This window comes from Erythrobacter sp. S158, assembly GCF_057364915.1.
Map to the genome: position 1 here is coordinate 1,900,873 of NZ_CP200279.1, position 26,124 is coordinate 1,926,996.

At 61.7% G+C, this 26,124-nt stretch carries 30 protein-coding genes and 1 pseudogene; 22 read left to right on the forward strand and 9 right to left on the reverse strand.

Annotated elements, in window-relative coordinates; genetic code table 11:
- Together AC0V6T_RS09400 and ruvX are read left to right on the forward strand one after the other, a co-directional pair.
- Positions 1-1,209: a DUF3089 domain-containing protein gene (locus AC0V6T_RS09400; RefSeq protein ID WP_486126311.1), complete on the forward strand. Its 1,209-nt coding sequence runs from the start codon at positions 1-3 to the stop codon at positions 1,207-1,209.
- The gene (gene ruvX, locus AC0V6T_RS09405; RefSeq protein WP_486128556.1) at positions 1,206-1,676 is read left to right on the forward strand and encodes a Holliday junction resolvase RuvX; all 471 of its coding nucleotides are present in this window, start codon (positions 1,206-1,208) and stop codon (positions 1,674-1,676) included. Before AC0V6T_RS09400 ends, ruvX begins: the two co-directional genes overlap by 4 nt.
- On the opposite strand, the gene AC0V6T_RS09410 is transcribed toward ruvX, so the two are convergent.
- The 3 genes from AC0V6T_RS09410 to AC0V6T_RS09420 all read right to left on the reverse strand — a co-directional run bounded on the left by AC0V6T_RS09410 (position 1,673) and on the right by AC0V6T_RS09420 (position 3,702).
- The gene (locus AC0V6T_RS09410) at positions 1,673-2,560 is read right to left on the reverse strand and encodes a transposase (RefSeq protein ID WP_486126313.1); all 888 of its coding nucleotides are present in this window, start codon (positions 2,558-2,560) and stop codon (positions 1,673-1,675) included. The genes ruvX and AC0V6T_RS09410 overlap by 4 nt on opposite strands.
- Positions 2,560-3,447, reverse strand: a complete 888-nt coding sequence (locus AC0V6T_RS09415; protein WP_486126315.1) for a hypothetical protein — start codon at positions 3,445-3,447, stop codon at positions 2,560-2,562. Before AC0V6T_RS09415 ends, AC0V6T_RS09410 begins: the two co-directional genes overlap by 1 nt.
- 90 nt (positions 3,448-3,537) lie before the next feature.
- Positions 3,538-3,702: a hypothetical protein gene (locus AC0V6T_RS09420; protein ID WP_486126317.1), complete on the reverse strand. Its 165-nt coding sequence runs from the start codon at positions 3,700-3,702 to the stop codon at positions 3,538-3,540.
- Between the two features lie 131 nt (positions 3,703-3,833).
- On the opposite strand from AC0V6T_RS09420, the gene AC0V6T_RS09425 reads away from it, so the two are divergent.
- Both AC0V6T_RS09425 and AC0V6T_RS09430 read left to right on the forward strand, forming a co-directional pair.
- Positions 3,834-4,346, forward strand: a complete 513-nt coding sequence (locus tag AC0V6T_RS09425) for a PaaI family thioesterase (protein WP_486126319.1) — start codon at positions 3,834-3,836, stop codon at positions 4,344-4,346.
- A complete protein-coding gene (locus AC0V6T_RS09430; protein WP_486126321.1) occupies positions 4,339-4,737 on the forward strand; it encodes a PaaI family thioesterase in 399 nt (132 codons plus the stop codon). The genes AC0V6T_RS09425 and AC0V6T_RS09430 overlap by 8 nt, the downstream gene beginning before the upstream one ends.
- Before the next feature lie 2 nt (positions 4,738-4,739).
- Here the strand turns inward: AC0V6T_RS09430 and AC0V6T_RS09435 are convergent, their stop codons facing one another.
- The 3 genes from AC0V6T_RS09435 to AC0V6T_RS09445 form a co-directional block, all read right to left on the reverse strand.
- The gene (locus AC0V6T_RS09435; protein ID WP_486126323.1) at positions 4,740-6,875 is read right to left on the reverse strand and encodes a transglycosylase domain-containing protein; all 2,136 of its coding nucleotides are present in this window, start codon (positions 6,873-6,875) and stop codon (positions 4,740-4,742) included.
- A 45-nt stretch (positions 6,876-6,920) separates the two neighbouring features.
- Positions 6,921-7,910 (reverse strand): cobaltochelatase subunit CobS, encoded by a 990-nt coding sequence (gene cobS, locus AC0V6T_RS09440; RefSeq protein WP_486126325.1) that lies wholly within the window; start codon positions 7,908-7,910, stop codon positions 6,921-6,923.
- Between the two features lie 73 nt (positions 7,911-7,983).
- Complete coding sequence (locus tag AC0V6T_RS09445; RefSeq protein WP_486128558.1) at positions 7,984-8,664, reverse strand: cupin domain-containing protein; 681 nt, start codon at positions 8,662-8,664, stop codon at positions 7,984-7,986.
- Between the two features lie 82 nt (positions 8,665-8,746).
- Between AC0V6T_RS09445 and AC0V6T_RS09450 the strand changes: the two genes are divergently transcribed.
- From AC0V6T_RS09450 to AC0V6T_RS09465, 4 genes are read left to right on the forward strand one after another with little or no spacing between them, the layout of a single operon-like run.
- Positions 8,747-9,598 carry an oxygenase MpaB family protein gene (locus tag AC0V6T_RS09450; protein ID WP_486126327.1) on the forward strand — a complete coding sequence of 284 codons (852 nt, stop codon included), beginning with the start codon at positions 8,747-8,749 and terminating at the stop codon, positions 9,596-9,598.
- Positions 9,599-9,658: 60 nt separating this feature from the next.
- Complete coding sequence (locus tag AC0V6T_RS09455) at positions 9,659-10,018, forward strand: DUF1428 domain-containing protein (protein ID WP_486126329.1); 360 nt, start codon at positions 9,659-9,661, stop codon at positions 10,016-10,018.
- Positions 10,019-10,021: 3 nt separating this feature from the next.
- Entirely contained in the window at positions 10,022-10,651 is a 630-nt protein-coding gene (locus AC0V6T_RS09460) for a glutathione S-transferase family protein (RefSeq protein WP_486126331.1), read from the forward strand.
- Positions 10,648-11,106, forward strand: a complete 459-nt coding sequence (locus AC0V6T_RS09465; protein ID WP_486126333.1) for an SRPBCC domain-containing protein — start codon at positions 10,648-10,650, stop codon at positions 11,104-11,106. The genes AC0V6T_RS09460 and AC0V6T_RS09465 overlap by 4 nt, the downstream gene beginning before the upstream one ends.
- 3 nt (positions 11,107-11,109) lie before the next feature.
- Here AC0V6T_RS09465 and AC0V6T_RS09470 read toward each other — a convergent pair whose 3' ends face one another.
- Positions 11,110-11,703 (reverse strand): DnaJ domain-containing protein, encoded by a 594-nt coding sequence (locus AC0V6T_RS09470; RefSeq protein ID WP_486126335.1) that lies wholly within the window; start codon positions 11,701-11,703, stop codon positions 11,110-11,112.
- A 72-nt stretch (positions 11,704-11,775) separates the two neighbouring features.
- Between AC0V6T_RS09470 and AC0V6T_RS09475 the strand changes: the two genes are divergently transcribed.
- From AC0V6T_RS09475 to AC0V6T_RS09500, 6 genes and pseudogenes are all read left to right on the forward strand, one after another.
- Positions 11,776-12,048, forward strand: coding sequence for a BolA family protein (locus AC0V6T_RS09475; protein ID WP_486128560.1), 273 nt, complete (start codon positions 11,776-11,778; stop codon positions 12,046-12,048).
- An 8-nt stretch (positions 12,049-12,056) separates the two neighbouring features.
- On the forward strand, positions 12,057-12,515 hold the full coding sequence (locus AC0V6T_RS09480) for an NUDIX hydrolase (protein ID WP_486126337.1): 459 nt from the start codon (positions 12,057-12,059) through the stop codon (positions 12,513-12,515).
- Positions 12,512-13,402 carry a pirin family protein gene (locus tag AC0V6T_RS09485; RefSeq protein ID WP_486126339.1) on the forward strand — a complete coding sequence of 297 codons (891 nt, stop codon included), beginning with the start codon at positions 12,512-12,514 and terminating at the stop codon, positions 13,400-13,402. The genes AC0V6T_RS09480 and AC0V6T_RS09485 overlap by 4 nt, the downstream gene beginning before the upstream one ends.
- A 24-nt stretch (positions 13,403-13,426) precedes the next feature.
- A complete protein-coding gene (locus AC0V6T_RS09490) occupies positions 13,427-14,239 on the forward strand; it encodes an SDR family NAD(P)-dependent oxidoreductase (RefSeq protein ID WP_486126341.1) in 813 nt (270 codons plus the stop codon).
- Between the two features lie 5 nt (positions 14,240-14,244).
- A complete protein-coding gene (locus AC0V6T_RS09495) occupies positions 14,245-15,132 on the forward strand; it encodes an alpha/beta fold hydrolase (protein WP_486126343.1) in 888 nt (295 codons plus the stop codon).
- 94 nt (positions 15,133-15,226) lie between these two features.
- Positions 15,227-15,403: pseudogene (locus tag AC0V6T_RS09500) on the forward strand (amphi-Trp domain-containing protein); the annotation flags it as partial.
- Positions 15,404-15,409: 6 nt separating this feature from the next.
- Here the strand turns inward: AC0V6T_RS09500 and AC0V6T_RS09505 are convergent.
- Both AC0V6T_RS09505 and AC0V6T_RS09510 read right to left on the reverse strand, forming a co-directional pair.
- Entirely contained in the window at positions 15,410-15,865 is a 456-nt protein-coding gene (locus AC0V6T_RS09505; protein ID WP_486126345.1) for a hypothetical protein, read from the reverse strand.
- 37 nt (positions 15,866-15,902) lie between these two features.
- Entirely contained in the window at positions 15,903-17,015 is a 1,113-nt protein-coding gene (locus AC0V6T_RS09510) for a DUF2332 domain-containing protein (RefSeq protein ID WP_486126347.1), read from the reverse strand.
- Positions 17,016-17,082: 67 nt separating this feature from the next.
- Here AC0V6T_RS09510 and hisG point away from each other — a divergent pair, with 67 nt between their 5' ends.
- The 8 genes from hisG to AC0V6T_RS09550 all read left to right on the forward strand — a co-directional run bounded on the left by hisG (position 17,083) and on the right by AC0V6T_RS09550 (position 26,031).
- A complete protein-coding gene (hisG, locus tag AC0V6T_RS09515) occupies positions 17,083-17,772 on the forward strand; it encodes an ATP phosphoribosyltransferase (RefSeq protein WP_486126349.1) in 690 nt (229 codons plus the stop codon).
- Entirely contained in the window at positions 17,772-19,064 is a 1,293-nt protein-coding gene (hisD, locus tag AC0V6T_RS09520; protein WP_486126351.1) for a histidinol dehydrogenase, read from the forward strand. The genes hisG and hisD overlap by 1 nt, the downstream gene beginning before the upstream one ends.
- Positions 19,061-19,528 carry a transcription antitermination factor NusB gene (gene nusB / locus AC0V6T_RS09525; protein ID WP_007163511.1) on the forward strand — a complete coding sequence of 156 codons (468 nt, stop codon included), beginning with the start codon at positions 19,061-19,063 and terminating at the stop codon, positions 19,526-19,528. Before hisD ends, nusB begins: the two co-directional genes overlap by 4 nt.
- A gap of 59 nt (positions 19,529-19,587) precedes the next feature.
- Positions 19,588-20,445, forward strand: a complete 858-nt coding sequence (thiL, locus tag AC0V6T_RS09530) for a thiamine-phosphate kinase (RefSeq protein ID WP_486126353.1) — start codon at positions 19,588-19,590, stop codon at positions 20,443-20,445.
- Between the two features lie 159 nt (positions 20,446-20,604).
- The gene (locus tag AC0V6T_RS09535; protein WP_486126355.1) at positions 20,605-22,728 is read left to right on the forward strand and encodes a sodium-translocating pyrophosphatase; all 2,124 of its coding nucleotides are present in this window, start codon (positions 20,605-20,607) and stop codon (positions 22,726-22,728) included.
- A gap of 295 nt (positions 22,729-23,023) precedes the next feature.
- The gene (locus AC0V6T_RS09540) at positions 23,024-24,181 is read left to right on the forward strand and encodes a GNAT family N-acetyltransferase (RefSeq protein WP_486126357.1); all 1,158 of its coding nucleotides are present in this window, start codon (positions 23,024-23,026) and stop codon (positions 24,179-24,181) included.
- The gene (locus tag AC0V6T_RS09545) at positions 24,178-25,059 is read left to right on the forward strand and encodes a cupin-like domain-containing protein (RefSeq protein ID WP_007163507.1); all 882 of its coding nucleotides are present in this window, start codon (positions 24,178-24,180) and stop codon (positions 25,057-25,059) included. The genes AC0V6T_RS09540 and AC0V6T_RS09545 overlap by 4 nt, the downstream gene beginning before the upstream one ends.
- A gap of 60 nt (positions 25,060-25,119) precedes the next feature.
- A complete protein-coding gene (locus tag AC0V6T_RS09550; protein ID WP_486126359.1) occupies positions 25,120-26,031 on the forward strand; it encodes an acyl-CoA thioesterase in 912 nt (303 codons plus the stop codon).
- The last annotated feature ends 93 nt before the right edge of the window (positions 26,032-26,124 follow it).

Consider the following 26,124-nt stretch of genomic DNA (forward strand, 5'->3'; position numbering starts at 1 on the left):
ATGGCAAGGAAATTTCTCTACTTCGTGGCGATCGTGATCGTCCTCTTTCTCGTCCTTCGCATCGGGTACGAGATGTTTCAGGACGAACTGGCGGAGTTCGCCCTAGTCCCTAGCGCCGAGTTCACCCCGACCGAGCCACTGGAAGCCAACGCCTATCAGGACCCTGCCCTATGGTACTCGCGTCCCGGAATTGGAGTGAATGACCCGGCCCGCTGGCAGCCAGCGCTGGCCGAGGCCACATCGCGGCCCGAAGAACTCACAGCGCGCCAGGCCGCCGGATCGCGGCCCGTCGATCCGGAAGCAGCCGAGCTTGGCACCAGCGGCGACGTGCCCGAATTCGCCGTCTTTTTCATCCATCCCACAAGCTATCTCAGCCGCGACAACTGGAACGCGCCGATCGGTGACGAAGAAGCCGAACGTGTGGCACGCATCTACGTTCGCGGAATGGCGAGCCCCTTCAACGCAGCCGATGAAATCTGGGCACCGCGCTATCGCCAGGCCACCATGGGCGCATTCTTGACTGACGCGCCCGAGGGCGAACAGGCGATTGAAGCGGCCTACGCCGACGTGCTGGAAGCCTACCGCTATTTCCTCTCCTCCATCGACGACGACACACCAGTCGTATTGGCAGGACACAGTCAGGGCGCGCTCCACCTACTGCGCCTGCTGCGGGAAGAGGTGAACGGTTCTGATGTCGCGCGACGGCTCGTGGCGGCTTACGCAATCGGTTGGCCGATCTCAGTCGAGCGCGACGTGCCTTCGCTTGGTTTTGCTGCGTGCGCCACGCCTGCGCAGACGGGTTGCATCCTGTCATGGTCGAGCTTTGCCGAGCCCGCTGACCCGTCCGCCGTCATGGAGACATACTCCAATTCGACTGGCTTCGACGGTCAGCCGCGCGGTGACAGCCAGATCCTTTGCACCAACCCGATCACGGGCACTTTCGGAGGCAGCGCGCAGGCGAGCGCCAATCTTGGCACGCTCGTTCCCGATGATTCGATCTCGACCGGAGAACTTGTGGCCGGAGCCGTCCCCGCGCGCTGTGACGATCGCGGACTTCTTTTGATCGGCGATCCGCCCAAGATGGGTTCCTACGTGCTGCCGGGTAACAACTATCACGTCTACGACATCCCGCTGTTCTGGGCGAACACCAAGGCTGATGTCGCGCGGCGCGTCAGCGCTTTTGCGGCCGCGTCGGGTGACGGAAACTGATTACCGAGAACGCAGCTGAGTTCGGCGAGGCGCTGCCCGATGGCGGCGTGCTGCTCGGCGTTGATCTCGGCACCAAGACGATAGGCACTGCCTTTTGCGATGCTGGATGGCGATTTGCCACCAACGGCAAGACACTTGGCCGCGGCAAATGGGGCAAGGATCGCGAACGCATCGCCGCCCTGATCGCGGAGCGCGGCGTAAAGGGCCTCGTGCTTGGCCTTCCGCGCAACATGGATGGAAGCGAGGGTCCCCGCGCTCAGGCCAGCCGCGCCTTTGCCCGCAATGCAGAAGAGGCCTTTGCGCTGCCGCTTCTGCTTTGGGACGAGCGCTGGTCTACCCAAAGCGCCGAGGCGGCGATGATCGGGCAGGATATGAGCCGCAGGAAACGTGCAGAATCAATCGACAGCCATGCGGCCGCTGTGATCCTGCAGGGAGCGATTGATCGCCTCGCCGGGGGCGTTCTCTAGGCTTCGAGGGCTTCGCGTCGCTCCTTTGCGATAGTCGAAACCATCAAGCTGCCGGAACGTTCACCCTCTCGCCAAAGCGCATCGCGATCACAAGAAACACCGCTGCGCGCTTCAAAGCTTGCGAGCCGCATCCTGTCGCTTGCGTGCGTGCGCCCCACCCACTCGGCAAAGGCCAGCGCGTCATCCGACCCGCTCGCCACGGCTGCGCGCAGAAAGACTTCTGTTGCATTGGGACTTAGAATGCGGGTGATGGTCCCGCCTTCGAGATCGAACCCATACTGATCATACCAGCACTGCGCCGGATCGACATGCATCACGTTGAGGGAGACCGAGAGGCTTTCTGGCGGCAACTGCGAATGCAAATCGCGGTGCGCGCGGTATAGCATCGTCTTGCCTTCATACAGCGCGCTGCGCTCGATAAAACGAAGCCCCGCTTCCTCGCCGGGTAAACCACAGACCTCGCCATAATCGTATTCGAAATAGTCGCTGCGATAGCCGGGCCCGAGATAGCCGGTCGTCAGGAATGCGAAGTTGTGATCGTGCGGTACGCCATAAACAAACGTCTTGGCGCCCGAATTGCGAAAGCTCAGGTCGTGTTCGGCGGGCCAGATGTTAGCGCGCAGGAACATGCTGCCGCGCAATGGCGAAAGGACTATGGCCTGCGGGCCGTAGCCGCTTTCAATTTCGCCCGCCGTGCGCCCGGCAAGCCGGTCGAGAAGGATATCGGCGAGGAATTCGCGATTATGGCCCAAGCGTTTGAGCCAGCGAGCAGCTTCGAGCGTCGTCCCCTCATCGCGCGGGTCGAAATCAAGCGCGGCGAGCGCCTCAATCGCTTCGGGAAGGGAGCATGAGGCATCTTCTGCAAGATCGAACAGTTGTGGCATCACTGGTTCTCCAGGATCCGGTGCTGATCGCGCAATTGAGCGATCAACGACTTCGCTGGCTGCGCGATGGGGTCCCCAGCCCGGCTGGCAATTTCATTGAGAAGCGACCAACCCGCTTCGCCATCGAGCGCCAGCAATTGACGCACTGCCTCCCAGCGCGCGTTTTCATCCTGATCGGTGTCGCGTGAGAATGAACTGATCGTAGGAATTGTCCGAGCCTGACAGAGCGCTCCCAAGACGCCAAGGGCCATGACTTTCTCGCTTGCGCGCCGATCCGCACTCACCTCTCGCACCAGCGCGCCGTCGCTCAAACGAATTTCGAGCGTAGGCTGCGGATTAGAACGAATGCGGGTCAGCTGAAGCACGAGCAGTGACTTACGCACGTTTTCAAATTGGCGCGCTTCGAACCGAGCCATGGGAGACAGCATGCTGCCCTCGCCTAGCATCAGATCGATTGAACGCACTTGGCGTTGCCCTGACGTGTTTTGTTCGAGGCGATGCATCCGACCAATGGCCGAACCGGCGAGCACCAGTTCGTGAAGCTCACTGTCCGCAAACTGAGCCCAGATGGCCTTGCGGCTCACTTTAGCAGGCTCATAAACGCACAACGACAAAACCACCCCGCCCTCTTGCATCAATTGGAGCCGCGCAAAGCCAGGTGTCGACGTATGACGCAGAGGCACTTCTCCCAACGATTGCTTGCGCAATGACGAAGTGAACTCGCCGATCAATCCATGCGCGAACGCCTTTCCCTTGGCGATGTCGCCGAGTACTCCGCCCAGCACCGGCAATTCAGCCAAAGGACGCCCTTCGGCATATTTGTGGATGTCGCGAGCAACGCCGCGCACATCCTCGCGCTGAAGCCAGGCATCATGCGCAGACTTCATCTCGGCACGGGCGCAAAGCTGCAAAGCGTGATCGCTCCGCAGCCTTGCTATGGCAGGATGAACAATCATCTGTCCGCCAACCCGATTTGATCAAAAGAGGCCGGGCGGTGGCGGCGGTGGTGGTGCTGTGTCGTAGACGTACACCATCAGCGAGACGATCGAATCATCGTAGGTCGCGACCTTTTCGCTCACTGCTCCGAACAGCGCTTGTGCTGTCTCGAGGCCAGGAATACTGGCGAGCTCGATCTTTGGCATTTTACTTCTCCTTGCTACTGATCCCGCACCGGGCAAGAAGCGCCGATGCACGGACATGGCTGCAAGAATTCTCCCCGTCTGTGAAATTAAAGGATTGTAATGGTTAGAGAAAAACTGCGAAACTTGCGGAAATGAGCACGGATAGAACAAGCACGGCGACGGGCTTCGATGTCGAGGCTGCGGGAAAGATGTTCTTTCGGCATGGCCATTCGGGATGGCTGGGTCTCGAATACAGCGCCCATGGCGACAATTGGGTCGAGCTAAAGCTGCCTTGGCGAGAAGACCTCATCGGCGAACCTGATCGCGCCGTGCTTGCATCTGGTCCCGTTATCAGCCTGATGGATATGGCAAGCGGGATGGCGATCTGGACCACCAAGGGCGCTTTCATGCCCATCGCTACACTTGATCTCAGGGCCGATTATCAGCGCGCTTCGCGAGAACGCAGCGCGATCTGGGGCCGGGTCGAATGCCATCGCATTACCCGCTCTGCCGCTTTCGTTCGCGGATTTGCGCATGATGGCGATGCGGATGATCAGCTTGCGACTATGGCCGGGGTTTTTATGACGCTGAGCAAAGACCCGCGTTCACGCAAGATGGTGACGGGACAGGGCGAGGCGAGCGAAGCGGGGACCGGTGATGAGTGACATTCAACTGCCCGCTTACGCCAACGCGCTCGGGATCAGGCTTCACGAGATGGAGGATGGCGTGCCCGTGCTCACAGTAGACTTTGGACCGTCTGTCGAAGGGCGCCCTGCCCACTATCACGGCGGCGCGACGGCGGGTCTGCTTGAGAATGCCGGCTATGCCGCTCTTCGCGCGCGCCTCGAAGCCGATGGCCGTGACGCTCAGCTGAAGCCGGTCAATATCACCGTTCAATATCTGTCTGCCGGAAAATCGCAGGCGAGCTTTGCTAAAGGACGCATCACCCGGATTGGACGGCGAAACGCCAACCTGACAGTCGAAGCATGGCAGGACGACCGCAGCCGCCCAATTGCAAGCGCGGTGATGAATATACTGATGGCGGAAGTGGCCTAGCGCTAATCGATCGGGTCGATGTTAAACCCGTCTTCATCAATGCGGATTTCGACCGGCACGCCTTCCTGAGACAGGATGACACCGTCTTGCTCAAAGCGAAGGACTGTCCCGTCTTCGCCTAGCGGAATTTCCTCGCCTTCCTCGATATCGAAGGGTTGAACCGGTCCTTCTGGATCGGGCGAAGCGCTCGGGCGCGGGGCCGGCAGGTCGAGCGCGCCTCGCATGAAGTCTTTCCAGATGCGCGCTGGCAGGCCGCCGCCGGTGACCTGATTGAGCGGAGAGTTGTCATCGTTGCCGACCCACACGCCGACAACAAGATCGCCTGCATATCCCACGAACAGGGCATCGCGATAGTTCTGGGTCGTGCCGGTCTTGCCGAAGTTTGCGATCGGCAGCTCAGCCGCCTGACCTGTGCCGCGGTTGATCGCGGCGCGCAGCATTCGCTCCATGTCTGCATGGGTCCGGTCCGAAGCGCTGTCGATGGGAGTGGTCAGCCACTCCCACCAACCCTGCTCCTCTTCTTCGAACGCATTAGCCTTCACCGGGAAGCGGTTGGCTGCGACCCCGGCATAGGCGGTAGTCAACTCCAGCAGCGACATGGTCGAGGTGCCCAGCGCCAGGCTTGGATCGCCTTCCGGCAAGTCCGAGGTAACCCCAAGCGAGCGCGCAGTGCGGATTACGCGTTCGCTGCCGACCTCGTTAAACAGGCGGACTGCAGCGACGTTGCTGGATGAGGCGAAAGCGTCCTCCAGCGTGATCGTGTCCGAATATTGCTCGCGCGCATTCTTGGGGCGATAGGATCCGGCCTCGATCGCCGTGTTGGCGATGCGATCGTCGGGCGACCAGCCCGCCTCGAGCGCGGCGAGATAGACGAACAGTTTGAAGGTCGAGCCTGGCTGCCGCCGAGCCTGCGTCGCGCGGTTGAACGGGCTTTGGGCGTAGTCCTTGCCCCCAACCATAGCGACCACCTCTCCAGATGGGCGCATGGCGACGAGCGCCACCTGCGCATCGCCGAGCCCTGCACGGCTGACTACCCTGCCGGCGAGGGCCTGTAACTGCGCATCAAGCGTGGTTTCGATGACCTGCCGCTCGTACCCTGCCTCCATCCCCTCTCGCGCCAGCGGCAAGGCCCAGTCCGCAAAGTAGGTGCCGGTTGGAAGATCATTCACTGTGCGCACGTCGAGCTTGGGGTCTGGCAGCGAGGCGGCCTCGGCCTCGGTCAGGTAACCCTCCTCAACCATCGCGCCCACCACCAGATCCATGCGCGCCTTCGCTCGGTTGTAGTGGTGCGAGGGTGCATAGCGTGACGGTGCTTGAAGCAGACCAGCGAGCATCGCGGCTTGCTGCGGGAGCAGGTTTTCGGGCTGACGATAGAAGTAATGGAGGGAAGCTGCGCGCAGACCGTACTGGTTGTCTCCAAAATAAGCGTTCGAGAGATAGCGCGAAAGGATCTCGTCCTTGGTCAGCCATCCTTCCAGCCACAGCGCAATCAGCGCCTCACGCGCCTTTCGCGAAAGGCTCTGTTCGGGCGTAAGGAAGGTGAACTTTGCGAGCTGCTGCGTGATCGTGCTCCCGCCGCCTCGCCCGGTCCACGCAGCGCGGGCGATCCCGCGCGGGTCGATGCCCCAGTGCGAATAGAACCGCCTGTCCTCAATCGCGAGGAAGGCCTGAACGACATGCGGAGGTAGGTCTGCCACCTCAACCGGTTCTGCCACCATCGCGCCGCTGCGCGCGATCGGAGTGCCGTCGCTAGCGAGCAGCGTTACCTGAGGCGCAGCAATGGGTTCGAGGCTTTTCGACAGAGGTGCGGTGATCGCAAGCCAGGCGAACAGAACGATGAGCACGGCGAACATCGCCGCAACGATGCGAACGCCCCACCAGCGCTTGCGGCGCCCGCGCCAAAAGTCTTTCTTCCAAAATGGCAGGCGCTTGCGCTCTTCGCGAGCAACATGGCCATCTAAGCTCGAAAGACGGTTGTCCCAAGCTGCGAAGTCGGGAGAACCTGCCGCGCGAAATCGTGGCGCTTCGTCTTCAATGTCGAGAGGGCGCTGGGACTCATAAAGCGCGTAGTAGCCCGCATCCCCGCGCTGCGGATCTCGATTGCCTGAGCGTTTCCAGAATCGTTCAAACAGCGCCATGGAACACTGTGTTAGCAGCCTAATACAGCCTTGCGCAAGTGGGCCTTAGTTGCCCTTTGCTGCCCCTTCCGGCAAATCTTCGTTGAAGACCCGCTGGTAGTACTCACTCACCAGCGTGCGCTCGGCCTCGTCGCACTTGTTCAGGAACGAAAGCCGGAAAGCAAAGCCGACCGAGTTGAAGATCGCGGCGTTCTGCGCCCAGGTAATGACGGTACGCGGGCTCATCACAGTGGAGATGTCGCCGCTCATGAAACCCTGACGGGTCAGTTCGGCAACCTTGACCATGTCTGCGATCATCGCGTCGTCAGCCTCTGGAGTCTTGGATTTTACGATCTTCTGCTCGGTTTCAGCGGGCAGGTAGTTGAGCGCCACGACAATGTTCCAGCGGTCCATCTGCGCCTGATTGATCGCCTGCGTCCCGTGGTAGAGGCCGCTTGTGTCGCCAAGGCCGACCGTGTTGGTGGTCGCGAACAGGCGGAAATAGGGATTTGGCGTAATCACGCGGTTCTGGTCGAGCAGGGTCAGGCGACCGTCAAACTCGAGCACGCGCTGGATCACGAACATGACGTCAGGGCGGCCTGCGTCATATTCGTCGAAGGTCAGTGCAACCGGGTGCTGAAGCGCCCAGGGAAGGATGCCTTCCTTGAACTCGGTGACCTGCAGACCGTCCTTCAAAACAATCGCATCGCGCCCAACAAGGTCGATACGGCTGATATGTGCATCGAGGTTTACCCGGATGCTCGGCCAGTTGAGGCGCGCCGCGACCTGTTCGATGTGGGTCGACTTACCCGTGCCGTGATAGCCCTGAACCATCACGCGGCGGTTGTGAGCAAAACCAGCGAGGATAGCGAGCGTGGTGTCCGGATCGAAGACGTAGTCTCTGTCGAGCTCGGGCACATGCTCGTCATTCGCGCTGAAGGCCGGGACCTGCCAATCGACGTCGATGCCGAACGTATCGCGCACGTCGACCATTGCATCGGGCTCGGAGGGAATGGCGCTCTTGCCGGCGAATTCTTCGGAGGAGTGTGAGTTCATTTCGACCGGACCGTTAAAGGCCTAGCGCCGCGCGGGCAAGTATCGGTTTCAAATCTAGACCTGACATTTTTGCCTAGGCTTGCTCGGGCACGCGAATCTCGCTCAGGTGACCCCGCTTGATCCAGATGCGTGCGCCGTCGGGCCCGGCAGTGATGCTGGCGCTTTTTCCGGCAGGCCAGCGGATCCAGTCGTGCACGCCGTAGTTCTCGCCTCTGAGTGAGACCGCTCCGTCAAGAACGAGAACTTCGAAACCGCCATCATCGACCAGTCTCGCTTCGGTGGACGGTGCCCACTGTTCGAGCGATACATGCTCATAATCGCGCGTCGCCAGCACGCTCATCTCAACTCGGGGCCGCGCAGGATCGGGAGATAACGGTGCACTGCCAAGATCGACAGAGATCTGTTCCTGATCGTCGGCGTCGAACTGCCAGAGCTTAACGAAGATCGTGCAGCCCGTTTCGGAGCGAGGGATGTGATGCGTGCCGACCGGATTGCGAACGTATGTGCCAGCGGGATAATCGCCGTGCTCATCTTGAAAGACGCCTTCGAGCACGATGAATTCCTCACCGCCTGAATGGGTGTGTTCGGCAAACGAGCTGCCCTCGGCATAGCGTACGATCGAAGTCGCGCGCGCTACCTCGCCGCCGATGCGATCGAGCATGCGGCGATCGACTCCGGCCATCGGAGAGGGAATCCAATCAAGCGACGCGGTGTGCACTGTCGCCGGCTCTTCGAAGTTGGCGTTGACTTCCATATGGGCGAAGATGGGCGCGAAATGTGGCACGAACAGGTGCGTGCTTCTCGAAATATCCGATCAGTGTGATTAGATTACCTTTATGCCCTCGCCGCTCGACACACCGATTGAACGCTTTCGCCTCAAATTGGTCGAACAGGTTCGCAACACGTTCAACGACAATGCGAGCAAGCAAAAGCCGGTCCCACCATCCGACGACGCGCTGTTCGAGAAGGACACGCCGATCCGGATGGTGCACGCCGATATTGTCGGGATGATGACCGGCGGCATTCGTGCGCTGCTGCTGCAAATGCTCCACCCGCATGCCCTGCAGGGCGTGCTGGATCACTCGAACTTTCGCGAGGACATGCACGGGCGCCTGCAGCGCACGGCGCGCTTTATTGCCGTGACCACATTCGGCCACCGTGACGAGGCGATGAAGGCGATCGATCGGGTAAACCGCATCCACGCCAAGGTCGTGGGCATACTGCCCGATGGCAGTCGGTATGAAGCGACCAATCCGCGCACGCTCGCTTGGGTCCACGTAACCGAGGCCCAGAGCTTCCTTGCAGGATATCTTCGCCACGTCCGCCCAGATATGCCGAGCGCGGAGCAGGACGAGTATTATCGCCAGATCGCGGTGATCGCCCGTGCTCTGGGCGCCGTTCCAGTCCCGGAAACGCGCCGCGAGGCAGAAGCGCTGTTTCGTGAGCTGCGCACCGATCTTCGACCCTCGCCGCAAGCCCGCGAGATTGCGCAGCTTGTGCTCAATCAAAAGCCCAAGAACACCCCTCCTGCTCTGCAGACCATGCTGGGAGCCGAGGCGGTAGCGATGCTGCCGCCATTCGCGCGCTCTATGCTGAACCTGCAACGTCCCGTCCTGACCGCATTGCCCGCGCGCGCGGCCACTTGGGGCATGGGCCGGACACTGCGATGGGCTTTCCGTCAGAACTGACTGGATATCGCCGCGATCCTCCTGCATTCTTCACCCGGATCGATTGGTGGGAGAAGCATTATGTATGTGGCAATCGCTGCGCTTTCCGTGTCCGAAGAAAACAAGTATGCCTACATAAAGGCCGCTGAATTCATGGCGGACTGGTCCATGAAGCATGGCGCGCTTGAAGTGATGGAGGCATGGGAAGCCTTCGTCCCCGAGGGGAAAAACACCGACCTTCGCAAAGCAGTTGCCGCACCTGAGGGCGAGAAAATCGTCACAGGTTGGGTTATCTGGCCCGACAAAGAGACCCTCGAAAAAGCCAAAGTCGCGATGGGCAAGGGCGAGGGATTTGAAGGCTATCCCGAAGGCGATCCTCCCTTTGATGGCTCACGCCTGATCTTCGGCGAGTTCGAGCCGCTCATCACAAAGGGGCGTTGATTCATGGCTGAATTCACTTTCTACACGGTCCCGATGAGCCGTGGGCAAATCTCGCGCTGGGCGCTGCATGAAGCGGGCGCGGACTATGAGCACCGGTTGCTCGATTGGGGATCGCGGCCAGAGAGCTACAAGGCCATCAATCCAATGAACAAGGTGCCCGCACTGGTGCACCATCACGGCGATCACGATCACGTCGTCACAGAGGCAGCGGCGATCAATCACTACTTGGCGGAGACGCATCCCGACAAAGGCTTGTTGCCCGATGCGCACGAACAAGCAGCCTATTTCCGTTGGCTATTCTTCGCGGCCGGGCCATTGGAGCAGGCCGTTCTGGCGAAAGCGATGGGCTGGGAAGTACCCGAAGAGCGTTCGGGAATGGCAGGCTTTGGCAGTTTCGACCTTGCAGTTTCGGCAATCGACGACTGGCTGAAGAAGAACGACTTCGCCGCCGGATTGCGCTTCACGATGGCGGACACCTATGTCGGCAGCCAGATCGACTGGGGCCTGCAGTTCGGCACGATCGGCGAAACGCCTGCCTTCAAGGCCTATGTCGAGCGTATCAGACAGCGCCCCGCCTATGGCGAATCCAAGGCAATCGACGCAAAACTGATCGAGGAAGCATCGCAGAAATGAACGAGGCCAGCGTCTCCCGCTTCATCGCTGCGCCGCCCGAGAAGGTTTGGCAGGTGATGACCGACCGGATGGACGAATGGTGGTGCCCATCGCCTTGGCGCTGCGAGACGAGCGTTCTTGAGCGCAAGTCGGGAGGCCGGTGGTTTGCAACGATGTTCGGGCCCGACGGCGAGGAAATGCCCAACGACGGCATCGTGCTCCACTGGGAGGAAGGTCGCCGGTTCGTCGGAACGGACGCGGCCCAGATCGTGGACGGCGAATTCCATCCCGCCCCCGCCTTCATGATCGGCACGTGGGAAATCGAACCTGCGCAGAAGGATGGCATCAACGGCACCTGCTACACCGCGACCGCCCGACACTGGACGGCAGAGGCGCTCAAGCAGCACGAGGAAATGGGTTTTGTTGAAGGCTGGAACGTCTGCGCAGCGCAGCTTGCCGCCTTGTGCGAGCAATAGAGGTCAGGCGATCGCGGCGCTGTTCCTGAGCAGTTGGTACGCGTCGACTACCTTGCCGAGCCGAGCTTCGTGACTGCGGTCCCCGCCATTGCGGTCGGGGTGATAGCGACGGACCAGCTCCGAATAGCGGCGACGCAAGCGGCGGCGGTCGGTGTTGGAGCCAAGGCCCATGGTCTCAAGCGCTTCGGCCTCTTCCTTCGAAAAGCGTCCGTCCATCGCCATTGCCGCTTCGCGTTGCGCCCGGCTGCGAATGCCGTTTGCGCGGGCTGAGATGGCGTCGAGCGGATCGTCGAAATCGGTCCAGCGCGGCATACCGTCTACCGCAGCTCGCGCGCTGAAGCTCGGACTCTCGGTGCGCCAGCCACTTGCAGGAGATTGCGCGGCGAGGATCTCCTCTGCGCTCATCCCTTCGAACCAATCGTAACCGGCATTGAATTCGCGCACGTGGTCAAGACAGAACCAACGCCAGTCGCCCGGGCCATCAAAGCCGTTTGGGCGGTAACCGGGTGCACGAAATTCACCCGGCTCGCGGCAGGTCGGGTGCTCGCACACCCGCTCTTCGGTTTCGAACCGTCCATGGAATCGCGTCTGAGACATGAACCCTTGAGAATGGCGATTGAGATGCCAAATTCCAAGCATCGCAATGTTGCAAAGAAGGAAAGTGGTGAGATGAGCGGGACGGTGGCTGAAGAGATGCGCGATTTGCTGACGAAGGCGTTTGAGCCGACGCGGCTCGAAATCATCAACGACAGCGCGATGCATTCGGGCCATGCAGGCGACGATGGCTCGGGCGAGTCCCACTTCACTGTCGTGATCGAAGCGCCTGCCTTTGGCGATATGACCCGGCTTGCCCGCCAGCGTTCGGTCATTGCGGCGCTGGGCGACATCGTGGGCGAACGCGTCCACGCCGTCGCGATCAAGGCGAGCGCCCCGACGGGCTAGTTCGCAGCATGAACGAGTTTGGAAACACCAAGCGCATCCGACGCGCGGCGCGGATCATCGTGCTCGACGATGCGCAGCGTGTGCTCCTGTTTCGTTTCACCCTCTCGGACAGACCGCCATTCTGGGTCACCGCAGGAGGCGAGTGCGAACCGCATGAAAGCTTCGAAGAAGCGGCGCGGCGCGAACTGCTTGAAGAAACCGGCATCGTAGCCGATCCGGGTCAGCAGGTCGCGCGCACGACGCCTGAGTTCATCACGGTAGAAGGCGAACCCGTGCAGGCGGACGAGCGCTATTTCGTGGTTCGCGTATCAAGCACTCAAATCTCAACCGACGGCCACACCGCGCTTGAGCAGCGAGTGATGACCCAGCACCGCTGGTTCGAGCTTGCAGAACTTGGCGATTGGCCGGAAGCTGTCTTCCCCGAGACACTCGCCCAGATCATCACGCAGGATAGAGGCAATTCATGACCGAGCTCATCACCCAGACCGTCACGCCGACGACTCACGACCTCGGCCAGTTCGAAGTGCGCCGGGTGCTGCCTTCCAAAGCTCGACAAATGGTGGGGCCCTTCATCTTTGTAGATGAATTCGGTCCGGGCCAGCTCGACATTGGCACCGGCATGGACGTGCGTCCTCATCCGCATATCAATCTCGCGACCGTCACATGGCTGTTCCAAGGCGCGATCGACCACCGCGATACGCTTGGTACATTTTCGACCATTCGCCCGGGCACTGTGAACCTGATGACCGCAGGGCGAGGCATCGCTCATTCGGAGCGCTCGCCCGAGGACGAGCGCAAGAAGGGCCCGATGCTCTACGGGATGCAAACCTGGCTGGCCCTGCCTGACGGACAGGAGGAAATCGACCCCGCGTTCGAGGCGGTAAACGACCTGCCGTGGATCGAGGACAACGGTGTGAAGGCCTGCGTCATTATGGGCGAGTTGTGGGGCAAGCGTGCGGCGACCACGACCCATGCGGACACGATTTACTCCGAGATATTGCTTGGCCCGAACGGCTCGATCCCGATCGATTCCGAAGCCGACGAACGCGCGGTCATGCTGGTCGGCGGCGAGGCAACTATCGGGAACTGTACGCTCACGCCGTATGAGTTGGCCGTATTGAAGCCCGGCGAAACGATGACGCTTTCGAGCGAAAGGGGCGGCCGCGTAATGCTGCTGGGCGGCGAGGCATTCACCACGCGCCGCCACGTCTGGTGGAACTTCGTCAGTTCCGATCGCGAGCGGATCAATCAGGCCAAGGACGATTGGCGCGAAGGACGCTTCGGCAAGGTACCGGGCGACGAAGGGGAGTTTATCCCCTTGCCCGACGTGCCCAAGACCGTCAGCTATCCATAAAGAGAGACATCGGGAGGGGAATTGTTGGACTACACCGGTAAAGTCGCCTGGGTCACGGGCGCGTCATCGGGCATCGGAGCGGCGCTCGCGAGCGATTTGTCATCGCGTGGCGCTCATGTCGTGCTGTCGGGCCGCGACGAGGCAAGGTTGGCCGAGGTGGCGAAGGAGTGCGGCGATCCCCTCATCCTCCCGTTTGACGTGCGCGATGACGCGGCGCTTGCAGAGGCAACTGCTAAAGCCATCGCATGGAAAGGCGGCGTCGATATCGCGATTGCCAATGCCGGCGTTTCCCAGCGCAGCCGCGCTCTCAAGACCGACATGCAGGTCTATCGCGACATCATCGACATCGACCTCACCGCACAGATCGCCTTCTCGCAAGGACTGATCGGGCACATGGTCGAGCGCGGCTCTGGCGCGCTCGCTTTCATCTCGTCGATCGCGGGCAAGGTGGGCGTGCCGATGCGCACCGCCTACAGCGCGGTGAAGTTCGGGCTTGCCGGCTATGGCGATGCACTTCGCGGAGAGCTGTCGCAAACCGGGGTTAGCGTCCACGTGATCTATCCCGGCTCGGTCGCGACCAATGTGTCACGCAATGCGCTCAAGGGCGATGGCAGCAAGCGAGGCGTTTCGGACAAGGTGATCGACGAAGGCATTCCTGCGCCAGACGCCGCCAAGACCATGCTCGACGGGATAGCCGCGGGCGAACGCGAGATTATCGTCGCCGAAGGCATGGAACAACAAATGGGCGAGATGCGGCGCACACCCGATGCGCTTTTCGACCAGATCGCCGGCATGGTCGCAGGCGGTTACATGGAGCGGATGGAGGAAACCGAGTGAGCTGCATGGAACAGACGCGCGTCACGCTCGCCAACGGGATCGAGCTCGACGTGGTCGACGAAGGGCCGCGCGATGCGCCTGTCCTCGTCTTCCTCCATGGCTTTCCCGAAAACCACCGCACGTGGCGCCACCAGATCGCGCATTTCTCAAAGCAGTATCGCTGCATCGCACCCGACCAGCGCGGCTATGCGGGCTCTTCCAAACCGCAGGGCGTCGAGAATTACTCGCCCGACAAGCTCATCGGCGATGTCTTTCTGCTGGCGGATGCGCTAGGGGTCGAGACATTCACTATCGTCGGGCACGACTGGGGCGGAGCTTTGGCCTGGGGCGTGGCGCTTGCGGGTCAGAATACGCGGGTCACCCGCGCAATCATCGCAAACGCTCCTCATCCCGCGATCTTCCAGAAGCTGCTCTACACCCATCCCGGCCAGCGCGAATCCAGCCAGTACATTCGCGGCTTTCGTGATCTGGCAAATGACGATCTGATCCGCGAGCACGGGATCACCGGGATACTCAAGCAGGAAGTGAATTGGGACCGCCCCGGCGAAATGCCGGTCGAAGAGCGCCAGCGCATGCTGCGCGAATGGGAAGACCGCGATGCGTGCTTCGGCATGATCAACTATTACCGCGCGAGCGCCATGCAGGTGCCGACGATGGACGAGCCGTTCGAATTGCCCGCCGACTATTCGCCTCCCACACTGCCCAATCTCACGATCCCGACTCTGGTCGTCTGGGCAATGGACGACCTCGCCTTGCCGGCCGAAAACCTCGAAGGGCTGGAGGAGATTATCGACCCGCTCACCATCGTGCCGGTGCATGGCTGCGGCCATTTCGTGACGTGGGAGGCGCCCGAGGCGATGATCGAGGCGATGGAAATTTTCCTGCAATCTTGAGCGCCTAAGTCACTCAGATCATCAATCCAAAGGACCGTTTTTAATGAGCACCGAAGAAGGCCGCGACGTCACCAAAACTTAGACGACCGAACAGAACATCCAAAAGCTCGAGCGCCTGGTCAAAGCCATGAAAGAGAACAAGGCGTTCGAGATTCAGGTAGCGGGCGAGCGGCTCTACATTCCGGCCGGAACCGAATTCTCAATCGAGCACGAACAAAGCGGCAGCGACCACGAACTCGAGTTCCAATTCCGCTGGAGCGACGAGGACTGAGGCAGATCAGGCCGCGAGAGCGCGCTCAATCCCAAATTCACGGCGGATGCGCGCGACCGTCCAGCTGCGATAGTCGGCGTTGTCGGACCATCTCCACTTCCGGCGAAGCTTGCGCGATTTCCAAGCGATGACCGGATAATCGGTGATCGCACGCAGGTAACCTTTTGCGATCGTGGCCCAACCCACCTCTTTGATCAGTTCCTTCTCTTCGGGGAGATCCATAAAGTCGCGAACGTCTCGCAGCGAGATATCTGTCCCGAACAGTGTCCAGCCATCGGCTTGCGCTTCTTGGCGAATGCTGGTGTCGAGGCCAAAGAGGACATGCACCATGTCGTGCCTCTCAAAGTGCGCCTTCGCGCCTTCCCGCATGTCGGCGTACTTCTGATCGAGACCATGATGCCGGCGGAAAGCGACGAGCGCCTCCGCAAGGGTTAGATCGGAATAGGGAAGCTTCTCTCTCATGCCCAATGCATACCAATGTTAGTTGCAATTTGCAACCTTATGCGCTACCACCCCATTCAACCCATGCTCCGTGAGGGTGCGCATGGCTGAGAAGTGTGGTCTCTCCGTCGCTCTCGCCGCCGTTCCAGTATCTCACCTTCAATTCATGCCGGAAGGTTGCGGGATCGGTTTCGAGGCTGATCCATGCGAGTGGCTTTTTGGCTGAAGCCATTGCACCTTCGCGTTCAACCATTTGCGTGATCGCTTCTTGCGTTTCGGCGGGCATGTATTGCCACATGATCGAGTGGAACATCGCCCGCGTTGTGCCCTCGGCTTGAGGCTCGCTAAGCATATCGGCGACGAATTCGCCTGCATCCTGCCGAACGATTTGCGGCGGGTCTTGGCTTGCAAGTTCAATCGCGGCGTCAATGCGGGCCATGCGAGCAGGAGCGTCAGGCCAGACATAGCTCTTGAGGCGCAGCGCGCTTGCCTCTTCCGCGAGGTTGATCGGCGCGACATCGCATCCACGAACCGACACGATCTTGAATTCGTCAGGTGCGTTGGGAGGCGAGCCGGCCCCACCGCGCCATTCTGGTTCGATCCGCATGGGCGAATCTGCGGGTCCAACCTCGGTGTCACCCAGCCGGAATCGGTAGCGATCAAGCATGGTGTTTACCCCAGCGCTTGCGCCCAATTCGAACAGTTCGAAGCGCGGAGCCATACGCTGCGCGAGCCACAATAGCCCTGCCATGATGCTCGCTGAGCGGCCCGCCTCGTTGGTCTGAGGCGGCCCGTCGAGCCATGGAAGGAGTCGGTGATCGTAGGTTTCGACCAACTCGCAAACCAAACGGTCGACCTGTCCTTGATCGGTGATCTGGCCGCTATAGACGCGCGCCAGCCGGTCATCCTCACCGGAAAGCACGAGATGATGCATTCCGCCAGCAATCCTCAAGGGCATTGCATCCTTGAGCGTGAGTCCTTGCCAGCCAGCAATTCGGCGCCCTGTCGCGGTCTCGCCGGCAGCGACCTTGGTCAGGGCGCGGATCACGCGTGCGGTACACGGTGCATCGTTGATCTCGGCGTGTTCGGCCTGCCATTCGATTGCGGAGCTGAGATCTTCGATCACCATGACCGCTCCGTAGTCACTTCCGACCTTTCCGCTGTCAGCCATGCCGCTTTAATCTCCACCTTGGTTTGTATTGCCCTTTGGGTGCCCAGTGCCTAAGTCCCGCCGCGAAATGACAACCGACCTCTCATCCCCCGCTGGCGACCAACTCACCTTCGCCGTGCCCAAGGGCCGCATCCTCGACGAAGCGCTGCCCGTCATGGCGCGCGCTGGCGTGGTGCCCGAGGATGGCTTTCACGACAAGGCCAACCGCTCGCTTTCATTCGGCACGACCCGCGAAGACATGCGGCTGATCCGCGTGCGCGCATTTGACGTGGCGACATTCGTTGCGCACGGTGCCGCACAGGTAGGCATCGTTGGCTCTGACGTGGTCGAGGAGTTCGACTACGACGATCTTTACGCCCCCGTCGACCTTGATATCGGGCACTGCCGCTTGTCTGTTGCGCGGCTTGCTGGTGACGAGAATGACCACGCTGGTGCGAGCCATTTACGCGTCGCGACCAAGTATCCCAATCTGACCCGCCGCCACTTCGAACGGCAGGGCATCCAAGCGGAATGCGTCAAATTGAACGGTGCGATGGAGCTCGCGCCCTCGCTCGGTCTCGCGCGCCAGATCGTCGACCTTGTGTCGACCGGCACGACACTCAAGATGAACGGCCTCGTCGAAACGAGCCGCATCATCGACATCACTGCGCGCCTGATCGTCAACCGGGCTGCGCTAAAGACCGATCCGCGCGTTGGCGAGCTGGTTGCGGCCTTCCGCGCCGATGCCGAAGCGCGCGCTACTAAGGACGCCGCGTGATGCAGATGCTTTCGACCATGGACCCGGATTTCGCGGTCAAGTTCAAGCGCGTCGTCCACGCTCGCCGCGAAGCCGACAGCGATGTCAGCGGCGTTGTTCAGGACATCCTTCGCACGGTGAAGGGATCGGGCGACAAGGCGCTGATTGACTACACCCAGCGCTTCGACGGCTATTCGCTTGTCGACGACGCTGACTGGATGGTGACCAAAGAGCGTTTTGCAGAGGCGTATGACGCGCTCGAGCCTGAGCTTCGCGAAGCACTCGACCTCGCAGCAAAGCGCATTCGCGCCTATCACGAGGCGCAGGTTCCCGAGAACCGCGACTACACCGACGACACCGGCGTGCGCCTCGGCGCGACTTGGCGTCCGGTCGATGCAGCGGGACTTTACGTGCCCGGCGGGCGCGCAGCCTATCCGTCTTCGCTGTTGATGAACGCCATCCCCGCGCGCGTTGCCGGGGTGGAGCGTGTGGTGGTGGTAACCCCCACGCCAAAGGGTCAGTCCAACCCGCTGGTCCTCGCCGCCGCGCACATTGCGGGCGTCGACGAGATGTGGCGCGTTGGCGGGGCTCAAGCTGTTGCTGCACTCGCTTACGGCACTGACCGGATCAAGCCAGTCGATGTGATCACCGGTCCCGGCAACGCTTATGTCGCGGAAGCCAAGCGCCAGCTTTACGGCGTGGTCGGCATCGACATGGTGGCAGGGCCAAGCGAGATACTCGTGGTCGCCGATGGCAAGAACGATCCAGACATCACCGCCGCCGACCTGCTCAGCCAAGCCGAGCATGATCCGACCTCGCAATCGATTCTCATCACCGACGATGCTGGCTTTGCCGCCATGGTCGAGGACTGCATCGACCTCCAGATCAGCCAGCTCGCAACCGGCAAGACCGCGCGCACCAGCTGGGACGATCACGGCGTGATTATCGTCGTCAACGACATCCCCGAGGAAGCGCCCGACCTCATCAACGCGCTTGCCTCTGAACACTTGCAGCTTGCCGTCGACGATCCCGAAGCGATCATGACCAAGACGCGCCACGCCGGCAGCGTGTTCTTGGGCAGGTTCACGCCCGAAGCCGTTGGCGATTATGTCGCCGGCCCCAATCACGTGCTTCCGACCGGCCGCCGCGCCCGCTTTTCGAGCGGCTTGTCGGTGCTCGACTTCATGAAGCGCACCAGCTTTATCTCCCTCGACGATGCCGCACTGGCTAGCATCGGTCCCGCAGCAGCAGCCCTTGCCCATGCAGAAGGTCTGCCCGCGCACGCCAAATCCGTGGAACTCCGCCTCAAATGAACACTCCCGCCCGATCCCAGGCCCGCTCGACCGCGCGCCTCGCCGCCGTCCAGGCGCTCTACCAGCAGCAGATGGAGGGCACGGCCCTCAATAAACTGCTCGACGAATTCCACCAGCACCGCCTTGGTCGCGAAGTCGATGACGAGGACCACGAAGGCGAGGTCTATGCCGACGCCGAGGTCGAGTTTTTCGACGACATCGTGCGCGGCGTCGATGCGCGCCGCGATGAGATCGACGAGATCCTGACCGCGCGGCTGGCGCAGGGGTGGACCCTGATGCGTCTCGACAAGACGATGCTACAGATCCTGCGTGCAGGCGCTTACGAATTGATCGCACGTGCCGATGTGCCGCGGGCGAGCGCGATCACCGAATATGTCGACGTCGCCAAGGCCTTCTTCGACGACCGCGAGGCGAAGTTCGTGAACGGCATCCTTGACGCGGTAGCCAAGGAAGCGCGCGACTAATCCCCTCTTATCGCGCGCGCCGCTTCGACATTGCCAGTGCAAGCGCCTAGCTAGGGGCCATGTCTGAAGCCGAATTTCTCAGCGCGCTGCGCACCTTGCCCCTTCACCCGGGCGCGCGCGGACTCACCGACGATTGCGCGGTGATCGAATTCGGCAGCGAAACGCTGATCATAAACCATGACCTGATGGCCGAGGGGACCCACTTCCGTCCCGAAGCGGACCTTGCCGACGTCGCGTGGAAGCTGCTTGCCATCAACCTTTCTGACCTTGCGTCCAAGGGTGCAGAGCCAATGGGCGTCCTGCTGGGTCATTCGCTCGGCGGGAATGATCGTCGCTTTCTGGAAGGGCTTCGCGCCGGGCTCGCAGCGTTCGACGTACCGATACTGGGCGGCGACACAGTGGCCGTGACCGGGGCCAGCACATTCTCAATGACGGCCATCGGGCGCGCGACCCACAAACCTGTGCCATGGCGAAAGGGCGCTGCAATCGGTGATGGCCTATTCGTTACCGGGACGCTGGGCCGCGCGATGCTGGGTTTCGAAGGGGAAGTCGATCACGAAGATGCCTTCAATCGCCCCACCCCGCGGCTTACCGAAGGCAGGGCACTGGCCCCGCATGTCACCGCGATGATGGATGTCTCCGACGGCCTGTTACTCGACGCATTCCGCATTGCCGAAGCGAGCCAGGTTACAATCGGCATCGAGAGTTCCGAGGTGCCTGTCGCGGACAATGCGCGGTGCGCAGATTGCATGCGTTGGGGCGACGATTACGAGCTGCTCTTCACAGCACCTGCGGACGCAAAGCTGCCCGTCCCCGCGACCCGGATCGGCACGGTCTCGCCGCGCGGCTTCGCACCGCTGGTGCTTGACGGAGACCCTCTGCTGAATGCGCAGGGGCTCGGCTATCAGCACGGCTGAAGCGCTCGAAACGCGCACTTGCCCCCATAAAAGCGACGAAACGCGGGTCAAACCCCGTCATTGCGCCTTGCGCGCTTGACTCTTGCGCTTACACTCACCGGCCTCGCGTCAATGGGAAACACTCAGGCGCGCATTCCACGCTTTGAGAGGGGATACTTCGTGGACCTAATATACATATCAATAGGGTTGGGCTTGCTTGCCATCGTCTATGGCATCGTCACAAGCCGCCAGGTGCTGGGAGCCAGCGCCGGTAATGCAAAGATGCAGGAGATTGCGGGCGCTATCCAAGAGGGTGCGCAGGCATATCTCAACCGCCAATACACAACCATCGGCATTGTCGGCATTGTTGCCGCCGCGCTTGTCGGTTTCTTCCTCGGTGTCGTTCCTGCCGTCGGATTTGTCATCGGCGCAGTTCTGTCCGGCGTTGCGGGCTATATCGGGATGAACATCTCGGTGCGTTCGAACGTTCGCACAGCTGCCGCCGCAGAAACAGGTCTTCAGCAAGGCCTCACCATCGCATTTCGCGCAGGCGCCATCACCGGCATGCTGGTCGCAGGCCTCGCGCTGCTCGCCATCGCGGTGTTCTTCGCCGTGCTCGTCGGGCCGATGGGACTGGAAGCAAACAGCCGCACCGTCATCGATGGTCTGGTTGGCCTCGCCTTTGGTGCATCGCTGATCTCGATCTTCGCGCGTCTGGGCGGCGGTATCTTCACCAAGGCTGCTGACGTCGGCGCTGACCTTGTCGGCAAGGTCGAGGCCAGCATTCCGGAAGACGATCCGCGCAACCCGGCTACGATCGCTGACAATGTCGGCGACAACGTGGGCGACTGCGCAGGAATGGCCGCTGACCTGTTCGAGACTTACGTTGTGACCGTGGGGGCAACCATGGTCCTGACCGCGCTGCTGTTCGCAAGCCAGCTTGGTGAGAACCTGCTCACGCTTATGACGCTTCCGCTGCTTATCGGTGGTGCTTGCATCGTGACCTCGATCATCGGCACTTACTTCGTTCGTCTCGGCAACGGCACGAACGTCATGGGCGCCATGTACAAGGGCTTCATCGTCACTGCGGTTCTCGCAATTCCGCTGATTTATGGCGTCACGCAATATGCGCTTGGAAGTTTCGGAGCCGACATGACGAGTGTGCTTGGCACCGGTCCGAGCGGCGTTGAGTTCACCGGCATGGACCTGTTCTATTGCTCGCTGATCGGCCTTGCGCTGACCGGCATCATCATCTGGATCACCGAATACTACACCGGCACCAATTTCCGTCCGGTGAAGTCGATCGCCAAGGCTTCGGAAACGGGCCACGGCACCAACGTGATCCAAGGTCTGGCGATCAGCCTTGAATCGACCGCGCTGCCGACCATCGTGATCATCGCGGCTATCATCGGCGCCTACCAGCTCGCTGGCCTGATCGGACTTGCCTATGGCGCAACAGCGATGCTGGCACTTGCCGGTATGGTCGTGGCGCTCGACGCATATGGTCCGGTCACCGACAATGCTGGCGGCATCGCCGAAATGGCGGGCCTCGATGAAAGCGTTCGTGAGAAGACTGACCTTCTCGACGCGGTCGGCAACACCACCAAGGCCGTGACCAAGGGCTACGCCATCGGTTCGGCAGGTCTTGCAGCGCTCGTGCTGTTTGCCGCCTACACCGCTGACCTTCGGGAGTTCTTCCCGGAAGCCAACGTCGATTTCGGCCTCGAAAACCCATACGTCATCGTCGGGCTGCTGCTTGGCGCGCTGCTGCCGTACCTGTTCGGTGCGATGGGCATGACCGCTGTGGGCCGCGCTGCTGGCGACGTGGTGAAGGACGTGCGCGAGCAGTTCGCTGCCGATCCGGGCATCATGGAAGGCACAAGCCGACCCAACTATGCCCGCACGGTCGACCTTGTGACCAAGGCCGCGATCAAGGAGATGATCATCCCGTCGCTGCTTCCGGTGCTTGCACCGATCGTGGTCTACTTCGTGATCCTCGGCCTCGCAGGTCAGGACAACGCCTTTGCGGCGCTGGGTGCATTGCTTCTCGGCGTGATCGTGGGCGGCCTGTTCGTTGCGCTTTCCATGACCGCCGGTGGCGGCGCGTGGGACAATGCGAAGAAGTACATCGAGGACGGCAATCACGGCGGCAAGGGCTCTGAGGCTCACAAGGCTGCGGTGACCGGCGATACCGTTGGCGATCCCTACAAGGACACCGCGGGACCGGCGGTGAACCCGATGATCAAGATCACCAACATCGTCGCGCTGCTTCTGCTCGCGGCACTGGCAGGCGGCGCGCATTGATTTGGGGAGTGGCGGCCCATCCGGGCCGCCACGTCCTCGCTTCGGTGCGGGCGGGCAGTCGCCCTAACGGTTGCTGACGCAACCGACGACTTCCCTGAGCCAACACATTCAGAACCCCGTTCGGAGCGATCCGGGCGGGGTTTTGCTTTGGCCGTTTGCACTTTGCCGGCGCGGTGTGCCGTTTCGGGTCGGTGGCTCACATCCTTGGCAAAACCCAAGGCTTTCTTAAGGCTAATCCCGTATGCAAGCCCGTGATGCGCAGGTGGATGCGCACGGTTAGGTTAACGCAATGGACTTGGCAGGTACGCCCAGCATGGCCGATATTCGGCCTACCGATAGCCGCACCCGTCGCGGCGAGCCCTCCGTGCGCCTTATCTCCGCGGTCGAAGCCGCCACTCCCGATTTCCGCACTCAGTGGGACGCGCTGTGCAGCGATGCAGCCGAACCCAACCCCTTTTTCGAGCCATGGTTCACCCTGCCCTCGCTGGCTCACTTCGAAGCTCACAAGGCCTCAACCATCGCCGCGCAATTTGACGGCGACCGGCTCGTCGGCCTTATGCCGCTCAGCCGACCGCCGCGCTATTACGGCTACCGCGTCCCACATTTCGCAGCATGGCTGCACGACAACGCTTTCTGCTCGGGTCCGCTGATCGCGCGCGGATATGAGCATACGTTCTGGCGCGCGCTGCTGAACCGCCTCGACAGCGCTCCGGGCAGTTCGCTCTTCCTCCATTTGCCAGAGCTTCCCGCCGATGGCCGCACGGCAAGGGCGCTCGATGCCGTCCTTGCCGAGACCGAACGTTACAGTGTCACGGTCGATGAAGGCTCTCGCGCCATGCTCTCCTCCGACCTCGATGCCGAGGCCTATCTGTCGCAAGCGATGAGCGCGAAGAAGCGCAAGGAGTTACGCCGCCAGCGCAAGCGTCTCGCCGAAGAAGGCTCGCTCACCGTCGAACGTGATGCGGCCGCCGAGGGGCTGGAGGATTGGATCGCAGAGTTCCTCGCGCTGGAGGCCGCCGGCTGGAAGGGCGAGCGCGGCTCCGCCCTCGCCAATGCGCAGCGTACGCGCGCCTTGTTCGCCGAAGCGCTCTCTGGTGCTGCGAGCGCAGGCAGGCTCGAACGCCTCGCCCTGCGCCTCGACGGCATGCCGATTGCAATGCTGGCGAACTTCGTCACGCCGCCAGGCGTCTTCAGCTTCAAGACCGCGTTTGATGAGGCATATGCTCGCTTCTCGCCGGGCCTCCTGCTCCAGATCGAGAACCTGGACCTCCTCGACCGCAGCGACATCGCGTGGGCCGATAGCTGCGCTGCCCCCGGCCATTCCATGATCGAACGCATCTGGCGCGAGAAGCGCCGCATCACCAGCCGCAACATCGCAATAGGCGGCCCCCTTCGCCGCGCTCTGTTCCGGGCGATGATGGCATACGAGACCCGCGGAAAGGACAAGGCATGAACGCTCCGCACGACAAGTGGCACAAGGTGCGCACCGCATCGCTCGAAACCTTCGACGCGCTCGCTCGCCACACCTTCGCATCGAGCTATCCCGAGACGCCGCATGTGCTTAAGCACGGCTTCGGCGATCATCCGCTGCTCGATCTCGAAGCTCTGGCCGAACTGGCAGAGGCGCTGCCCGAGAGCAGCGTCGAGTACAACCGCGGCGACCTGCCCATCGGCGTAGATGGCAAGCCGGGCTCGAACGGGCTTTCGATCGCCGAGACCATCATCGAGATCGCGAAGTCGAACAGCTGGGCGGTGCTCAAGAACATCGAACAGCACGATGCATACAACGACCTCCTCATCGATCTGCTCGACGAGATCCGCCCGGAGATCGAGGCCAAGACCGGCGCGATGCTGACGCCTCAAGGCTTCATCTTCATCTCCAGCCCGAATGCGGTCACGCCCTATCACTTCGACCCTGAGCACAACATCCTTCTCCAGATCCGCGGTTCCAAGGTGATGACCCAGTTCCCGGCTGGCGACCCGCGTTTCGCTCCTGACGAGACGCACGAGAGCTACCATTCGGGCGGGCCCCGCGAGCTGACCTGGAGCGACGACCTGATGAAGGGCGCAACCCAATTTGCCATTGGTCCGGGGCAGGCGGTCTACGTGCCGGTCATGGCGCCGCATTTCGTGAAGAACGGACCGCAAAGCTCGATTTCGCTGTCGATCACATGGCGCAGCGAATGGAGCTATGCCGAAAGCGATGCTCGCGGGCTCAACCACCTGCTGCGCCAACGCGGCTTTTCGCCTGCGCCTCCGGGTCGCTGGCCGGCGAGCAACATGGCCAAAGCCTACACCTTTCGTGCGCTTCGCAAGCTCGGCCTCACCTGACGACACATGCGGGGCTAACCCTGCTTGACGTTTGCGTAAGCGCTGCGCAATGCGAATGCCATGACCGATAGCCCCGATCCCGCCCGCCTTGTCGCTGGCCTCGTCGACCTCCTCACCGTCGAGAAGCGCGCCTCCGACATCTACCTCGGCTCCCCTCAGAAGGGCGGGGTTGGCCGCGTGTTCGGCGGACAGGTGGTCGCTCAGGCATTGCAGGCCGCGCAGGCGAGCGTCGCCGATGGCAAGGTCGCTCACTCGCTCCACGCCTATTTCCTGCGCGGCGGGCGCGAAGGCATTCCCATCGAATACCGGATCGAACGCGACTTCGAAGGCCGATCCTTCGCCAACCGCCGAGTGGTCGCCAGTCAGGAGAACGAGGACGGCGCGCCGAGCCCGATCCTCAACCTCACGGCAAGCTTTCAGGTGCCCGAGGAAGGCCTCGCTCATGAGAACTCGCCGATGCCAGACGTCGCAGATCCCGACGACCTCAAGTCCGACATGGAGATGCGCCGCGCAATGGCTGACCGGCTGGGCGACAAGCTGTCCGAAACCCAGCGCACCCTCATGCTCCGCCCTCGCCCGATCGAGATGCGCACGACCGACAAGCTGCACTGGATGAACTCCGAACCCAAGGCCCCGCATGCGCATAGCTGGTTCAAGACCGCCGCTGCCCTGCCCGATGATCCGGCGCTTCACCGCGCGGTGATTGCCTATGCGAGCGACTACACGCTGCTTGGCACAAGCGCGCTGCCGCACGGCCTTTCGTGGATGCGCGGCGAGCTGGTGGGGGCGAGCCTCGATCACACGATCTGGTTCCACCGTGAGGCACGCGCCGATGAGTGGCTGCTCTATGCAACCGACAGCCCGTGGTCGGGCGGCGGTCGCGGCTTCAACCGGGGACGCATTTTCAACCGCTCCGGCGACCTTGTCGCAAGCGTCGCGCAAGAGGGGATGATCCGGCGCCGGAAGCGGTGAGCTGGACCACGCAAAGGGGTGGTTTGAAAAATTGCGGATTCTCGGTAAAGCCTTGTTCCTGAACTGATTTTTCAGGAACCGGGGTGTAGGATG

Excerpts from the sequence above, each read along its gene's own strand:
- AC0V6T_RS09465 (WP_486126333.1), top strand. The coding sequence starts at position 10,648 with ATGAACGAGGCCAGCGTCTCCCGCTTCATCGCTGCGCCGCCCGAGAAG.
- AC0V6T_RS09510 (WP_486126347.1), bottom strand. The coding sequence starts at position 17,015 with ATGGCTGACAGCGGAAAGGTCGGAAGTGACTACGGAGCGGTCATGGTG.
- AC0V6T_RS09475 (WP_486128560.1), top strand. The coding sequence starts at position 11,776 with ATGAGCGGGACGGTGGCTGAAGAGATGCGCGATTTGCTGACGAAGGCG.
- AC0V6T_RS09495 (WP_486126343.1), top strand. The coding sequence starts at position 14,245 with ATGGAACAGACGCGCGTCACGCTCGCCAACGGGATCGAGCTCGACGTG.
- hisG (WP_486126349.1), top strand. The coding sequence starts at position 17,083 with ATGACAACCGACCTCTCATCCCCCGCTGGCGACCAACTCACCTTCGCC.
- AC0V6T_RS09470 (WP_486126335.1), bottom strand. The coding sequence starts at position 11,703 with ATGTCTCAGACGCGATTCCATGGACGGTTCGAAACCGAAGAGCGGGTG.
- AC0V6T_RS09455 (WP_486126329.1), top strand. The coding sequence starts at position 9,659 with ATGTATGTGGCAATCGCTGCGCTTTCCGTGTCCGAAGAAAACAAGTAT.
- AC0V6T_RS09545 (WP_007163507.1), top strand. The coding sequence starts at position 24,178 with ATGAACGCTCCGCACGACAAGTGGCACAAGGTGCGCACCGCATCGCTC.
- AC0V6T_RS09485 (WP_486126339.1), top strand. The coding sequence starts at position 12,512 with ATGACCGAGCTCATCACCCAGACCGTCACGCCGACGACTCACGACCTC.
- thiL (WP_486126353.1), top strand. The coding sequence starts at position 19,588 with ATGTCTGAAGCCGAATTTCTCAGCGCGCTGCGCACCTTGCCCCTTCAC.
- AC0V6T_RS09420 (WP_486126317.1), bottom strand. The coding sequence starts at position 3,702 with ATGCCAAAGATCGAGCTCGCCAGTATTCCTGGCCTCGAGACAGCACAA.
- AC0V6T_RS09425 (WP_486126319.1), top strand. The coding sequence starts at position 3,834 with ATGAGCACGGATAGAACAAGCACGGCGACGGGCTTCGATGTCGAGGCT.
- AC0V6T_RS09550 (WP_486126359.1), top strand. The coding sequence starts at position 25,120 with ATGACCGATAGCCCCGATCCCGCCCGCCTTGTCGCTGGCCTCGTCGAC.
- nusB (WP_007163511.1), top strand. The coding sequence starts at position 19,061 with ATGAACACTCCCGCCCGATCCCAGGCCCGCTCGACCGCGCGCCTCGCC.
- cobS (WP_486126325.1), bottom strand. The coding sequence starts at position 7,910 with ATGAACTCACACTCCTCCGAAGAATTCGCCGGCAAGAGCGCCATTCCC.
- AC0V6T_RS09450 (WP_486126327.1), top strand. The coding sequence starts at position 8,747 with ATGCCCTCGCCGCTCGACACACCGATTGAACGCTTTCGCCTCAAATTG.
- AC0V6T_RS09445 (WP_486128558.1), bottom strand. The coding sequence starts at position 8,664 with ATGGAAGTCAACGCCAACTTCGAAGAGCCGGCGACAGTGCACACCGCG.
- AC0V6T_RS09460 (WP_486126331.1), top strand. The coding sequence starts at position 10,022 with ATGGCTGAATTCACTTTCTACACGGTCCCGATGAGCCGTGGGCAAATC.
- AC0V6T_RS09415 (WP_486126315.1), bottom strand. The coding sequence starts at position 3,447 with ATGAAGTCTGCGCATGATGCCTGGCTTCAGCGCGAGGATGTGCGCGGC.
- AC0V6T_RS09435 (WP_486126323.1), bottom strand. The coding sequence starts at position 6,875 with ATGGCGCTGTTTGAACGATTCTGGAAACGCTCAGGCAATCGAGATCCG.
- AC0V6T_RS09480 (WP_486126337.1), top strand. The coding sequence starts at position 12,057 with ATGAACGAGTTTGGAAACACCAAGCGCATCCGACGCGCGGCGCGGATC.
- AC0V6T_RS09400 (WP_486126311.1), top strand. The coding sequence starts at position 1 with ATGGCAAGGAAATTTCTCTACTTCGTGGCGATCGTGATCGTCCTCTTT.
- AC0V6T_RS09410 (WP_486126313.1), bottom strand. The coding sequence starts at position 2,560 with ATGCCACAACTGTTCGATCTTGCAGAAGATGCCTCATGCTCCCTTCCC.
- hisD (WP_486126351.1), top strand. The coding sequence starts at position 17,772 with ATGCAGATGCTTTCGACCATGGACCCGGATTTCGCGGTCAAGTTCAAG.
- AC0V6T_RS09430 (WP_486126321.1), top strand. The coding sequence starts at position 4,339 with ATGAGTGACATTCAACTGCCCGCTTACGCCAACGCGCTCGGGATCAGG.
- AC0V6T_RS09505 (WP_486126345.1), bottom strand. The coding sequence starts at position 15,865 with ATGAGAGAGAAGCTTCCCTATTCCGATCTAACCCTTGCGGAGGCGCTC.